Source organism: Actinopolymorpha sp. B17G11 (genome assembly GCF_040196095.1).
Classification (GTDB): Bacteria; Actinomycetota; Actinomycetes; order Propionibacteriales; family Actinopolymorphaceae; genus Thermasporomyces.
Genome location: NZ_JBEFTW010000002.1, coordinates 157,229 through 170,656 on the forward strand (window position 1 = coordinate 157,229; position 13,428 = coordinate 170,656).

Here is a 13,428-nt window from a genome sequence, read left to right on the forward strand (position 1 = left end):
GTTCGCAGCGAAGCGAGAACGCGCATGAGCCACCCTCACCCCGAGCTCGGACCAGCCGCCGCGCTCCCGCCCGGCGCCCTCCGCGTCATCCCCCTCGGCGGCCTCGGCGAGATCGGTCGCAACATGACCGTGTTCGAACACGAGGGCAGGTTGCTCATCGTCGACTGCGGTGTCCTGTTCCCCGAGGACCACCATCCGGGCGTCGACCTGATCCTTCCCGACTTCGAGCCGATCCGGGACCGCCTGGACGACATCGAGGCCGTCGTGCTCACCCACGGGCACGAGGACCACATCGGCGCGGTGCCGTACCTTCTCCGCGAGCGGCGTGACCTCCCGCTCGTCGGGTCGCAGCTCACGCTCGCGCTTGTGGAGGCCAAGCTGCGCGAGCACCGGCTGAAGGACGTTCCCCGGCATGTGGTCCGGGAACGCCAGCGGATGCAGTTCGGTCCGTTCGACCTGGAGTTCATCGCAGTCAACCACTCGATCCCCGACGCTCTCGCGGTCGCCATCCGCACTGCCGCCGGTGTCGTCCTGCACACCGGTGACTTCAAGATGGACCAGCTCCCGCTGGACCGCCGGCTCACCGACCTGCGGGCGTTCGCCCGGCTCGGCGAGGAGGGTGTCGACCTCTTCCTGGTCGACTCGACCAATGCGGAGATGCCGGGCTTCACCGTCTCAGAACGCGACATCACCCCGGTGATCGACCGGATCTTCGCGCGGGCGGAGCGGCGGGTGATCGTGGCCTGCTTCGCCTCGCACATCCACCGGGTGCAGCAGGTGATGGACGCCGCCGTCGAGCACGGCCGCAAGGTTGCCTACGTCGGCCGGTCGATGGTCCGCAACATGGGGGTCGCCGGAGACCTCGGCTTTCTCCGGGTACCGCCCAACACTCTGGTCGACCTCAAGGCACTCGACAACTTCGCGCCGAACGAGGTCGTTCTCATCTCGACCGGATCCCAGGGTGAGCCCCTGTCGGCCCTGTCGCGAATCGCCGGACGCGACCATCCGCAGATCCGGGTCGAGCCCGGCGACACGGTGGTGCTCGCGTCCTCACTCATCCCGGGCAACGAGAACGCGGTCTTCCGGGTCATCAACGGCCTCACCCGTTGGGGTGCCGACGTCGTGCACAAGGGCAACGCCCTGGTCCACGTGTCGGGCCACGCGTCAGCCGGAGAGCTGCTCTATGCGTACAACATCGTCCGCCCGCGCAACGTCATGCCGGTGCACGGCGAGATCCGGCACATGCGGGCCAACGCGGACCTCGCCATCGCGACAGGCGTACGGCGGGAGCGGGTCGTGGTGGCCGAGGACGGCGTGGTCGTCGACCTGATCGATGGCGTGGCCAGGATCGCCGGGAAGGTCGACTGCGGCTACGTCTACGTCGATGGTTCCACGGTGGGCGACATCACCGAGACGTCGCTGAAGGATCGCCGCATCCTCGGCGAGGAAGGCTTCATCTCCGTCATAGTGGTCGTCGACTCGGTGACCGGCAAGGTGACCGGAGGCCCTGAGATCAAGGCGCGCGGGTTCGCCGAGGACGATGGGGTCTTCGATCCCGTCCGCCCGCTGATCGAGGAGGCGCTCGACCGGGCCGGCCGGGAAGGCATCGACGACACCTACCAACTGCAGCAGATCATCCGGCGCACGGTCGGCAAGTGGGTGAGTGACTCCCACCGCCGCCGCCCGATGATCATCCCGGTGGTCGTCGAGGTCTGAGTCACGCCCCAGCTACATCTGAGCCCATGACCCGGGCGCGCCGGCCCGCCACCCGCCCGCATGCCCGTGATCATGATCGTGATCATGAACGCAAAGAGGGCGATAGACGCGGTTCGGCTTCATGGTCCGGTTTCGCTTCATGATCACCGTCATGATCACGGCGGGTATCGGCGTCGCTGGGCCTTCCAGAGCCGGGAGCGCCACGTGAGCCATGCCCGCGGGGATGGTCGCGGCTTGGTGGTCATGAAGGTGAACCGGTCTGTGGCGGGGATGGTCGCCGCCTGGTGATCATGAAGGCGAACCGGTCTGTGAAGTGAAACGGGGCGATATCTACGCGGAGCTTTCATGATCACGATCATGATCACGGGACAGGGTGGGGAGGGCGGAGATCAGCCGGTCGCGCTCGCCGGGCGGCGGGCTCTGGGCGTACGGGCCGAACGGGTCGAAGGCGACCGCGTCGGGGAGGATGCCCTGCCAGGCGGCGACCCAGGCCATCCGCTGGACGTACGCCTCCATCGGTGCCAGGAACGTCAACCGGGCAAGCGCATCCGCCCGCGCCGACGATGCGACGAAGGCCGGGAGGTCGTTCCGTGTCCACGCCTCGAGGACGGCCACCGACCAGTCCGGCAGGGCAGCGGCGAGTCCCAGCAGGCTCGCCTCGGCGCCCCACATCAGCGAGGGCCCGTACATCCGGTCTTCGCCGGTCAGCAGCAGGGCGTCGGGGGCCGCCGTCCGGGCCGCGTCAAGGATGTCCTGGCAACCCATCGCGTCGTCGAGCAGGGCGAGCTTGACGCCGCAGACCCAGGGCAGGGTGAGGAGTTCGGCCACCGTGTCGGCGTCGTACTGGCACCCGCTGGCCCGGTCGTACAGGACGAACGCCAGCAGCGGCAGGCCGACCTCGGAGCCGAGCCGCTCGTGCAGGCGTACGATCTCGGCTCGCGACGCGCCCCGGACGGGAGCGACGAGGAGGGCTGCCGCGCCCGCGTCGCGGAGTCCCGCGGCGAGGGGCAGCAGATCGCTGACACTCCGGTCCGGCCCTGGGCCGACTCCGGCCACGATCGGCAGGCTCGACGCGGACCCGAACTCCCGTACCAGCCAGCGCAGCTCACCGGCATCCAGGTGCGCGCCGCGCCCGGTGTGTGCGCCCACGGCGATGGCCGCGCAGCCGCCGCCGCGAAGCGCCTCCGCGTAGCCCGCGACCGCCTCCCGCGCGACTGTTCGGTCGCGGTGGAACGGCGTGAGCGCCGCCGCGACCAGCCGACCGCGGAGCAGGTCGCGCAGGTCTGCGCAGGTGTCGTCGTGGTGGGAAGCGACGCCGGTCACGCTCGCCGAGTCTGCCAGGGTCGGGCCGGGTATGGGGCGTCACGACCCGCACCCGTTGCCGGCCAGCATGGTGGGCGCGTCATTGACGCGGTACGACGGCATGTCTACGTTCGACACCGTGATAGGGGGAGAAACGCCCTAAACTAAGGGGAGTTCGGCCCCTCGTGCGGCACGACCTGCCCGAGGTTCACCTACCATCCGGGCCACGGCGAGCAGAGGGACGAAAGATGAGCAGCGAAGGAACGGATGCCGGCGAGCGCACCCTGCGCGTCGGCCTGGTCGGCGTCAACACCTCCCATGCCGGAGCGTTCGCCCGGTTGCTCAACGAGTGCGCCGTCGCCGACGGGGCACGCATCACGTGGGTGTGGGGTGGCGAGCTGCGCCCTGGCCAACCCGATGCCACCACGCTCGCGCGCACCTACGACATCCCGCACGTCGCCAGCGAGCCCACCGAGATGCTGTCCGAGACCGACCTGGTGCTGGTGGTCGACGACACCGGACAGGGCGCGAACCACGTGCCGCTGGCCCGGGCGTTCGTGGCGGCGGGTGTGCCGACGTTCGTCGACAAGCCGATGGCGGTCGACCTGGTGGAGGCGAGCGGTCTCTTCACTCTCGCCGCCGACAAGGGCACGCCGGTCACCAGTTCGTCGGCCCTGCGGTTCGCGGTCGAGCTCGAAGCCGAGCGCGACCAGCTCGCCGCGCTGGGCACCCTGTCGTCGGTCGTGAGCGTGGGCCCGGGGGAGTGGTACTACTACGGCGTCCATGCGGTCGAACAGCTCTTCGCCCTGGCCGGATCGGGCGTGGAGTGGGTGCAGCGGTTCACCTGGCCCGAGCGCGACATCGCCGTGCTGTCCTACGCCGACGGCGGTCCCAGCGCGGTCGTGCAGACGCTGCGCGACGCGAAGTACGCCTTCCACCTCACCGCCTACGGCAGCGAGGGCCGGCACGCCGTGCACATCAAGGACTTCGACGGCTTCTACGCCGGGCAGGTCCGCGCGGCCGTGGAGATGGCCCGGACCGGCAAGCCCCCGATCGCGCCCGAGGAGACCCTCGAACTGCTGGCCGTGCTGAGAGCGGGCGTCCTCTCCGCCGAGGATGGCGGGACCCGGGTGAGCGTGTCCAGCGTCCTCGGCGGGATCTGACGCCGTCGCCGCGCCAGCGAAAATGATCACGTATGCGTGATCATTACCAACGATGCGCGGCGAATTCGGCATGCATCGTTGGTAGTTGGCGAGTACGGCGCGGCGCCCGCAGGCCGCGCGGCCTACCGCTCAGGTGGTCCTGAACGTCGCCATCATCGCCATGTCCTCGTGCTCGAGGTTGTGGCAGTGGAGGAGGTACGGACCGCGGTAGTCGGTGAAGCGCACCGCGACGTCCACATGCTCCGCCGGCCGGACGTCCACCGTGTCTTTCCAGCCGTGGTCGTACGGACCGACTCCGTGGCCGCCTCGGCTCACCACCTGGAACGGGTCGAGGTGGACATGCACGGGATGGTGGACGTCGGTCATGAACCGCCAGATCTCGATCTCGCCAAGGGCCGGGTCGGCGTCCGCGCGTCGCGGGTCGTAGGCCTTGTCGTTGATCGTCCAGCCGTTGTGCTCGCCCCCGCCATCGCCGTCACGCTCCTGTCGAGCGGCCACGCCGGCGCTGCCGGGACGGTCACCGATGTCGCCGCGCCGGAAGCGCCATACGCGGGTGCGCACGGCCTTGGCCGGATCCAGGCGTTCGATCGTGGAGAGCTTCGCGGGAACGTGGGAGTCGTCCTTCACCCGGCGGGTGACCCGGAACCGCATCACCTGTGCGGTGGAGTCGTTGCCGAGCCGGTTGACCAGCGTGACCTCCGTGCCTGGTGCGTACGCCGAGAAGTCGATGACCACGTCGAAGCGCTCGGCGGGGGCGATGTCGATCCGGGCGTGTTCGATCGGCGTCTCCAGCAGCCCGCCGTCGCTGCCGACCTGGACGAACGCCGGCCGTTCGCGGGGTGCGGGGTCGAGCGTGAGTCCGTAGCGGCGGGCGTTGGACGCATTGAGGATCCGGAACCGGTACCTCGCACCCTCGACCTCACAGACCGGCCACGGCGCGCCGTTGACCAGGATGACGTCGCCGACGACGCCTTCCATGTAGTCGGCGGTGACGCCAGGCGTGGTGCGCAGCGTCCGGTCGAGTGCGGGATAGCGGAACGACCCGTCGGCTTCGAACGACCGGTCGCAGATCACCAGCGGGATGTCCCGGTCGCCGTCGGGCAGCGGCAGCGCCCGTTCCTCGTCGTCGTGCACCAGGTGCATGCCGACGAGGCCGCGGTAGACCTGCGGTCCGGTGAAGTCCATCCGGTGGTCGTGGTACCACAGCGTGGCGGCGCGCTGCCGCATCGGATAGACGTAGTCACGTTGCCCGTCGGACTCGTCTCCGCGCATCGGGGCCGCGCCGCTGTGCCCCGCGTGGGCAGGCCGGGTCCAGCCGCGGGTCGGGAGGATGAGGTCGAGCGGACCACCGTCGCTCTCCGCGGGCGTGTGCCCGCCGTGCAGGTGCACGGAGACGGGCACGGGTAGCTCGTTGCGGTGGCGTACGACCGTCCTCCGGCCGCTGGTGGTGACGAGGGTCGGTCCGGGAAAGATGCCGTCGTAGCCGAGGATGGGGGTACGCATGCCAGGCAGGATCTCGGCGTTCGCGACCCGTTGGACGACCTCGTAGTAGTCGGTGGTGGCGTCGGTCCGTACCGGACGCTTGATGGGGGGGATCGGCAGCGGTACGCCGAACGGCTTGGGCAGGGGCGCCCTGCTGGGCAGGAACTCCGCCGTCTGCCCGATCAGCCCGCCGATCCCGCAGCCGGCGAGGGCCGCGGCGGCACCGCCGGCGCCGACCAGGCCGAGGAACCCGCGCCTGGACAGGGCTCCTGGTCCTCCGTACGAACGGCTCGACCGACCGGGCCTGCCGAGTGGGCGGTGGCTGTACAGGGTCATGCGTACGGCTCCCTCGAGGTTCGGTGCTCTCGGTTGGCCGCCCGCCCACCCCCACGAGTCTTGTCAACCCGGGCTTGACGCAGGTCGGGGCGGAACAACCAGACCGTGAAGAGGACCTGGATGGTGATGAGTGAGACGCCTATGGGGATGTGGAGATCGGCGAGGCGGAGATAGCCGAGGACCTTCTGCGCCTCTTCGGCGATGGCGAGGGTCAGGCTGAACCACATCGGCGACCACCGCCCACGACCGCGAGCGGCGTAGACGAGGGCGGCGATGATCTGGGACCAGCCCAGCAGGCTGACGATGTGCGAGTTCATCTCGTGGACGGCGATCGCGTCCACATCGCCGGTGAGGAAGATGCCGGCGAAGACAGGCTGGGCCGCGATCACGCCGCAGTGCAGGACTGCGATGGCGCGCAGGACCCACAGGCTTGCCCGTGGGTGTCGCGCCGGCGGCACCGTGTCGGTCGTGAGGTCGCCGGAGAGGCGCTCGGTGGTGGACGTCCGCGGGCCCGGCGTGACCGGGTGCTCAGCGGCCATGGCTGTCTCCCGCCTGCCGAACCCGCGTCCGGCGACGCGGGCGACGGGGGCGACGAGCGCCGCCCCGGAACAACCACACCGTCAGCAGGACCTGGACGAGCACGATCCCCACGCCGAGGGGAAGGTGGATCGCGAGTTCACGGGTGTGGCCCAAGCCGATCTGGATCCCCTCGGCGAAGAACAACAGGAAGGTCACGAGGAACGGCCACCCCCGTCCGCCCCCGGGCCAGACGTACGCCAGCGCGGCCACGCCCTGGAGCATCGTGAGCAGTGGCAACAGGCTGCCGTTGAAACCGTGGACGGCGAGGGAGTCGACATCGCCACCGAGGTACCTTCCGGCCAGGAGCGGCTGACCGACCACCGCCGCGGCATGGACGAGGGCGACGCCCCGCAGGGTCCACAAGGAGGCGCCGGGCCGCCTGCCGGGGACCTGCCGGGCTGGGGGCGCGGCGCCGGCGGTCCCGGCCGCGAGGTCAACGGTGGGTGGCACGGATCTCCTCCTGAAAGAGTCGCTCAACCAGCCCGACTGTATATGTCGGCTGCCTACATATGAATCAGGGATGACCCTGGACTGAGGTCCTGGGACCCTGGAGAGAACCCGAAGATCGCGGTCGCGCGCTTGTCGGGGGTGGGGCCGCCACAGGTAGCCTGTCTACTCGTGAAGGTCGACATCGTCCGGGGACACCTCGACGCGCTCCTGCTTGCCTCGCTGGAGGACGGCCCGCTGCACGGCTACGCCATCATCGAGGCACTCCAGGCGAGGAGCGGCGGCGTCCTCGACCTTCCCACCGGGAGCGTCTACCCGGCGCTGCGCCGACTCGAGCGGGCGCACTACGTCAGCGGGCGATGGAGCATGGTCGGCGGCCGCCGCCGGCGTACCTACCAGCTCACCCGGGCCGGGCGGCAGGCGCTCGCCCGGGAGCGCGCCGACTGGACCAGGTTCACGAGCGCGATCGGTGGCGTCCTGGGGGAGCAGGCGTGAGTGTGGAACGACGTGGTGGCGCGATGACCCTCCCCGTGGGTACGGCGTTCGTCGCACGGATGGCCGGGCGGCGGCGGGCCGCTCCCTCCAGGCCCACCCAGCGTGCGGATCCGTCCGCCGCACCACAGGTTGACTCGATCGCGGGATACCTTCGCGCTCTCGCCCGGGCGCTGCCGGGCCCGCGCCGGACGCGTACCGAGTTGCTGGGTGAGCTGGCCGACGGACTCCACGACGCGGCGGACGCGTACGTCCGGGCCGGGATGGATCCTCGGCAGGCCGAGGCGCAGGCGGTCGGCGACTGCGGCCGGATCGCCGAGATCGCACCGGCCTACCGGGCAGAGCTGATCGCCGCGCAGAGCCGGCGCACCGCCATGCTCTTCGCGCTGTCCATGCCGGCGACAGTGCTCGCGTGGACACTCGCCTGGACCATCGGCGTCCGGGAGGTCCCGTCGTTGTTGACCAGTGATCACCCGCGGCTCGCCATCTTCCTCTCGCAGGTCACCGACTTGGCGGGCATGGCCGGTGGCGTGAGCGGCCTCGCAACCCTGGGTCTGCTGATGTGGTCGGGTCGGCTGCGGCGCTTCCTGCGTCCGGTGATCGCCGGTCAGGTGGTCGTCGGCGCCACGGTCCTCGCGGTCACGATGGGTTGCTCGACGGCGATGAACCTGCTCGACCCCAGCTTCGCTCTCCGGGTGGCTGGCGCGTCCGCGTTGGTTCCGATCGTCGGTGCGGCCACCTGTGTGCTCGGTGGCTGGCAGGTGCACTCGTTGTGGCGTACGTTCCGCGCCGTGGCGCAGTGATCTGTCCGTCAGCCGGATCTCACCGGCCGATGCGGATCTCACCGGCTGACGTGGATCTCACCGGCTGACGTGGATCTCACCGGCTGACGTGGAGCTCACCGGCCGATGCGGATCTCACCGGCGGACGCGGATTTCACGGACGCGCGGGCGTGAGGTGGTCGTCGCAGGTCTCGGGAGCTCCGCGCGACTTCGTACCATCGGGGCAGACGGAGTTCGACCAGAACGTGTCCGTCAGGTCCGCACCGTCGAGGCGGGCGCCTCGGAGGCTGGAGTTGATCAGCGACGCGCCGGAGAGGTTGGCGCCGGTGAGGTCGGCCCGCGCGAGGTCGGAGCGCTTCACCACCGCGGAGCTCAGGTCGGCGTCCACGAGGCGGGCCCGGCGCAGTCCGACGTCGGTGAGTGTCGCCTCGCCGGCGAGGGAGGCGCCCCGCAGGTCCGCCCCCGCCATGTCCACCTCGTCCAGGGTCGCCCCCTCCAGCACCGCATCGCTCAGGTCGGCGCCGGACAGGTCGACGTTGCTCAACCAGGAACTACGCAGGCTGGCCCCGTGGAGGTTGGCCCGGCTGAGCTTCACCTCCTGAAGGCGTAGCTCGTCCAGCGAGGACCACTCGAGGTTGGCGCAGTGCAGACGGCGTTCGATGAGCTCGGAACCGTCGACCTCCCGGTGGGACAGATTCCGCCACCCCTTGCCAGGACAGTTCCGGCCGGGATCCTTCTCGGCGCACCCGGACAGCATGCTCGCCAGTGTCGCGACCACGCCAAGGCACGACACCAGGATTCTCGCGCGAGACACTCGCCTTCCCCCGTGGCGCACGTTCCCAGTATCGGTTCCGGGCCAGCGGCTCGGCGGGCTTTCACCGTGGCCGGAGGAGCTGGGTGAGCGCGAGGTTGTGGAACTTTGGTCGCAGCCGCGCCATCGCCGAGGATCCCCGGCGCGGATGGACCCGGTTCGTCAGCAGGACCGAATAGACGCCGAGGTCCGGGTCGACCCAGACGCTGGTTCCGGTGAACCCGGTGTGTCCGTACGCACGGGGGCTGAACAGGTCACCGACCCCGGCACCCGCGGGTTGGGTGCCCTGCCATCCCAGGCACCTCCGCAGGTTGAGGTGATCGGTGGCCGGGCGGGTCATCACGTCGAGCGTCCGTGGTGCGAGGATCGGCCCCGATTCGCCAGCGCCGTCGCGCAACAGTGCCAGCGCGAGCCTCTCCACGTCACCGAGCGGCGCGAACAGTCCCGCATGGGCGGCGACGCCCCCGAGCGCGTGGGCGTTCTCGTCGTGCACCGTGCCCTGGACGACCTGGCCGCGCCAGGAACAGTCCTCGGTGGCGGCCGCGCGGGCCCGGTCCTGCGCCGGCGGGTTGAAACCGGTGTCGGACATCGCCGCCGGCCGGGTGACGGTCTCCCGCACAAGAGCGTCGAGGGACTGGCCGGCCACAGCCTCGGCGACGAGTCCCAGGATCATGAACCCGGGGGAGGAGTAGGCCACCTCCGTGCCTGGCGGGTGGCGGAGCGGCAGCTGGCGCAGTGCGGTGAGCATGCCGCCTCGATCGGCGTGCCGCCGGTACAACGGCTGCTGGCCGGGGATCCCGGACGTGTGCGTCAGCAGATGCCAGAGCGAGATGTCGGCCTTGTCGCTCCCGGCGTAGTCGGGGAGGTACGCCGAGATCGGGTCGGACAGCGCGAGCTGGCCGCGTTCGAGCAGCGCCATCGCCGCGAGTGCCGCGACCGGTTTGGTCACCGACGCGAGGTCCCACAGAGTGTCCTCGGCCACGGGCTCGCCGTCCCACGCCAGGGTCCCGAGGACGCCACGGAAGGTGGGGCCGGTCGTGGTGCCGACCGACCAGGCCGCTCCGGAGAAGACGCTGTCGTCGCGGGCGGCACGCAGGAAGGCCTCGGGCGACGTACTCGCCGCGGTTGCCGACGAACGGGGGCTCACTGGGTGTGGTCTCCTTCGTCCTCGTTGCGCCGGGCGTAGTGGGCGAGGCGGTCCAGGTCCACATCGACGCCCAGACCAGGCCCCTGCGGGACCACGAGCGCGCCGTCGCGCATCGCGATCCGCTCGGTGAGGATGTCGTCGGCGGTGAGGTAGTACATCGCGTCGATCGCATGGTCGAGCCGGTCGAGCGCGGCGGCCACGTGCAGGTGACAGGCGGTGGAGATGCCCAGCTCGCCGCCACTGTGGAAGTTCAGCCCGAGTCCGAACGCCCGGCAGATTCCTACGAGGTCCATCGTCGGTCCTACGCCGCCCCACTTGTGTACGTCGGCATGCACGATGTCGACGGCACCCATGCGTACGGCAGGGGCGAGGTCGTCGAGCGTGACGACGCACATGTTCGTGCACAGGGGCGTGCGGATCTCGGCGCGGACCCGGGCCATGCCCTCCAGCCCGGCGCACGGGTCCTCGAGGTACTCGAGTCCGAGGGCGTCGCTCTCGTGACCCGCCCAGATCGAGGCGGTCACGGACCAGGCGGCGTTGGGGTCGACGCGCAGCGCGAGGTCGGGCAGTTTCTCCCGCAGGGCCCGCAGCAGTGACACGTCGTGGCGGGCGTCGGCGGATCCCTTGAGCTTCAGTGCGGTGAACCCCTGCGCCGCCACGATCTCCGCGGCCTTGGTGGCAAGGGCTTTGGGCAGCTCGGCCGGCGCAACGTCGCCCACGGCGGCGGGCGTGACGAGGGCGGTGATGGGTACGACGGCACGCGCGGCGCCACCGAGGTGAAGGTGCAGCGGGACGTCCGCCGCCCGGCAGGTGAGGTCGAGGAACGCCATCTCCAGACCGGCGAGTGCGCAGTAGCCGAGGTAGCCGTAGAAGAACGGCACCATGGCGCAGCGGCGGCGTACCTCGGCGCTCGCGCGGGGATCGACGCCGACGAAGTCCTCGGCGAGCTTCCTCACGAGGGTGGCCGTCGGGCGGCCGTGCATCGTCTCGCCCCAGCCCGCCCGGCCGTCGTCCGTGCGGACCCGGATGACCGTCCGGGTGGTCGCGGACTTGGCCTCGAAACTCGACGCGAACGTCGTTGTCAAGGGAACGTTGACAACCCACACGTCGATGCCGGCAACCCGCATCGGCTCCTCTCCCAACCCCGCATCGGCCCCGACCCGTGCGGAGGTGGATGTGCCGTTCGCTCCGCAGGACTTTCGCGCGGCTGCACGCGCGCACAAGTCTCTCATCCCGGCGACCCCGGCGTCCTCGCCCGTCATGCCGAGGCGTTTTCGCCACGCGGCGGACCCTCGCGGAGGCGCACACTCCGACCTCAGGCGAGATGGACTGGCAGGCGTTCCAGTCCTCTGATCAGGCTGCTGTTCCGCCACCGTAACTCGGCAGGCGCCCCGGCCAGCCGTAACCCTGGGAAGCGGCCAAGCAGGCGCGTGAACGCGATCTCGCCCTCGAGCCGCGCCAGCGGAGCGCCGAGGCAGTAGTGGATGCCGTGGCCGAACGCCAGGTGACCTCCGGCCGGTCGCGTGAGGTCGAGCCGGTCCGGGTCGGCGAACCGCGACCCGTCATGGTCGGCGGAGGCGAGCGACACCAGGACGAACTCTCCGGCCGGAATCTCCACGCCCGTCGCTCCGTCGCCATCACGGGTCCCGTTGTCGGTGCCCAGCACCACCGGCTCTGCGGTGAACCGCATCGTCGCGAGGTTGACCGGTCCGTCGTAGCGGAGCAGTTCCTCGACCGCTCCAGGCAGGAGGGACGGATCTCGCTGGAGGTGGGCCAGTTGGTCGGGATGCCGGAGCAGGGCGAGCGTGCCGTTGCCGATGAGGTTGACCGTCGTCTCGTGCCCCGCGACCAGGAGCAGGAACGCCATCGAGACCAACTCGTGCTCGTCCAGCCGGTCCTCGTCGTCGCGGGCGTGGATGAGGGCTGTCAGCAGGTCGTCGCCCGGGTCGGCCCGCTTGTCGGCCAGGAGCCGGTCGAGGTAGCTGGCCATCGCATACGACGCGACCTGTACCTCCTCGTCCGTGCCGTCCGACACGATCGTCGTCGACCAGGCGCGGAAGTCGTCGCGGTCGGCAGGGGGTACGCCGAGAAGTTCGCAGATGACCGTGATGGGCAGTGGGAAGGCGAAGGTGTCGAGCAGGTCCACGGGTCCGTCGCCGACGCGCGCGGCCAGATCGTCGAGGAGTTGGTCGGTGATCGCCTCGATCCTGGGCCGGAGCCCGTCGATCCTTCGGGCCGTGAACGCCTTGGTCACCAGCTTGCGCAGCCTGGTGTGGTCCGGGGGGTCGGCGTTGAGCATGTGGGCCCGCAGGGACGCTGCGACGATCTCGTCGTCGCGCATGGCGTCGTCGTCGAACTGCTCGGTCAGGACACGCGGGTCCTTGCGCAACCGTGGATCGGCCAGCGCGGCCCGCGCCTCGGCGTACCTCGTCACGACCCAGACGTCCCACCCGTTCGGCAGCATGACCCGGCGTACCGGTCCTTCGTGTCGCAGCGCGGCATAGACGGCGTACGGATCGGTAAAGAAGCTCGGGTCGAGCGCCAGTGGTGCGGGTCTGGTCGTTCCGGGCATTCGCCCTCCTTCACAAGAACTCCTGGACCTTCGACACCTGGACAACGCACCAGAGCCAGGGTGAGATCCCGCCCCCAGAGCACGATGGCTGTGGTGGGCGCGGTCATGTCGGAGCGGGCGTTCGTACCCGCGCAGTCGCGCGGGCTCGGGTCGCTGGCTGGCCGCCATGCGCGCCCAGGTGGTCGACGGCGCCCGGGCCGTACGCGGGAGGGGAGTGCAGATCTGCCTGCTCGCGGCCGCGTTCTTCCTCGGGCTGGGCAGTGAAGGCTGGGACCGCCTGCAGCAGGCGCACTTTCTGGACGACCTGAACTTCCCGCCATTCGGGACGGCCGTGGTGTGGTTCGGGGCGATGGGTGTCGCGAGCCTGGTGGGATCGATCGCTCTCACCCAGGTGATCCGCCGGCACGTCGACGCCCTCCGGCCGGTACGGCTGGGCCGGATACTCGTGATGGCACAGGTCGTCGTGGTCGGCGGCATCGTACTTCGCGCTGGCGGGGGAGTTCTGGATCGCGGCGCGCGCGCTGTCGCACCTTCGGCGGTGATCGGGCCGATCCGGAGCGTCGCCGAACCAGTGTCGGACCCTCGGTAGGACGCCGGGA

Annotated in this window: 13 protein-coding genes; 5 read left to right on the top strand and 8 right to left on the bottom strand. The window is 70.3% G+C overall.

Annotated elements, in window-relative coordinates; genetic code table 11:
- Positions 1–24: 24 nt before the first annotated feature.
- The gene (locus tag ABN028_RS03130) at positions 25–1,716 is read left to right on the top strand and encodes a ribonuclease J (RefSeq protein ID WP_349326389.1); all 1,692 of its coding nucleotides are present in this window, start codon (positions 25–27) and stop codon (positions 1,714–1,716) included.
- A gap of 330 nt (positions 1,717–2,046) precedes the next feature.
- Here the strand turns inward: ABN028_RS03130 and ABN028_RS03135 are convergent, their stop codons facing one another.
- Positions 2,047–3,039, bottom strand: coding sequence for a dihydrodipicolinate synthase family protein (locus ABN028_RS03135; protein WP_349695550.1), 993 nt, complete (start codon positions 3,037–3,039; stop codon positions 2,047–2,049).
- 227 nt (positions 3,040–3,266) lie between these two features.
- Here ABN028_RS03135 and ABN028_RS03140 point away from each other — a divergent pair, with 227 nt between their 5' ends.
- Complete coding sequence (locus ABN028_RS03140; RefSeq protein ID WP_349695551.1) at positions 3,267–4,181, top strand: Gfo/Idh/MocA family protein; 915 nt, start codon at positions 3,267–3,269, stop codon at positions 4,179–4,181.
- 129 nt (positions 4,182–4,310) lie between these two features.
- Here the strand turns inward: ABN028_RS03140 and ABN028_RS03145 are convergent, their stop codons facing one another.
- The 3 genes from ABN028_RS03145 to ABN028_RS03155 are packed head-to-tail and all read right to left on the bottom strand — an operon-like array spanning position 4,311 to position 7,028.
- Positions 4,311–5,999 carry a multicopper oxidase family protein gene (locus ABN028_RS03145; protein WP_349326392.1) on the bottom strand — a complete coding sequence of 563 codons (1,689 nt, stop codon included), beginning with the start codon at positions 5,997–5,999 and terminating at the stop codon, positions 4,311–4,313.
- Positions 5,996–6,538, bottom strand: a complete 543-nt coding sequence (locus ABN028_RS03150; RefSeq protein WP_349695552.1) for a hypothetical protein — start codon at positions 6,536–6,538, stop codon at positions 5,996–5,998. Before ABN028_RS03150 ends, ABN028_RS03145 begins: the two co-directional genes overlap by 4 nt.
- A complete protein-coding gene (locus ABN028_RS03155) occupies positions 6,528–7,028 on the bottom strand; it encodes a hypothetical protein (protein WP_349695553.1) in 501 nt (166 codons plus the stop codon). Before ABN028_RS03155 ends, ABN028_RS03150 begins: the two co-directional genes overlap by 11 nt.
- Positions 7,029–7,196: 168 nt before the next feature.
- Between ABN028_RS03155 and ABN028_RS03160 the strand changes: the two genes are divergently transcribed.
- Positions 7,197–7,520, top strand: a complete 324-nt coding sequence (locus tag ABN028_RS03160; RefSeq protein WP_349326395.1) for a PadR family transcriptional regulator — start codon at positions 7,197–7,199, stop codon at positions 7,518–7,520.
- Positions 7,517–8,320 (top strand): permease prefix domain 1-containing protein, encoded by an 804-nt coding sequence (locus ABN028_RS03165; RefSeq protein ID WP_349326396.1) that lies wholly within the window; start codon positions 7,517–7,519, stop codon positions 8,318–8,320. Before ABN028_RS03160 ends, ABN028_RS03165 begins: the two co-directional genes overlap by 4 nt.
- Before the next feature lie 133 nt (positions 8,321–8,453).
- Here ABN028_RS03165 and ABN028_RS03170 read toward each other — a convergent pair whose 3' ends face one another.
- The 4 genes from ABN028_RS03170 to ABN028_RS03185 form a co-directional block, all read right to left on the bottom strand.
- Positions 8,454–9,113, bottom strand: coding sequence for a pentapeptide repeat-containing protein (locus ABN028_RS03170; protein WP_349326397.1), 660 nt, complete (start codon positions 9,111–9,113; stop codon positions 8,454–8,456).
- 61 nt (positions 9,114–9,174) lie between these two features.
- Positions 9,175–10,257, bottom strand: a complete 1,083-nt coding sequence (locus ABN028_RS03175) for a serine hydrolase domain-containing protein (RefSeq protein WP_349695554.1) — start codon at positions 10,255–10,257, stop codon at positions 9,175–9,177.
- Positions 10,254–11,384, bottom strand: coding sequence for a mandelate racemase/muconate lactonizing enzyme family protein (locus ABN028_RS03180; RefSeq protein WP_349326399.1), 1,131 nt, complete (start codon positions 11,382–11,384; stop codon positions 10,254–10,256). The genes ABN028_RS03175 and ABN028_RS03180 overlap by 4 nt, the downstream gene beginning before the upstream one ends.
- A 188-nt stretch (positions 11,385–11,572) precedes the next feature.
- Positions 11,573–12,829, bottom strand: coding sequence for a cytochrome P450 family protein (locus ABN028_RS03185; RefSeq protein ID WP_349326400.1), 1,257 nt, complete (start codon positions 12,827–12,829; stop codon positions 11,573–11,575).
- A 166-nt stretch (positions 12,830–12,995) separates the two neighbouring features.
- Between ABN028_RS03185 and ABN028_RS03190 the strand changes: the two genes are divergently transcribed.
- Positions 12,996–13,418 carry a hypothetical protein gene (locus ABN028_RS03190; RefSeq protein WP_349695555.1) on the top strand — a complete coding sequence of 141 codons (423 nt, stop codon included), beginning with the start codon at positions 12,996–12,998 and terminating at the stop codon, positions 13,416–13,418.
- Positions 13,419–13,428: the final 10 nt, after the last annotated feature.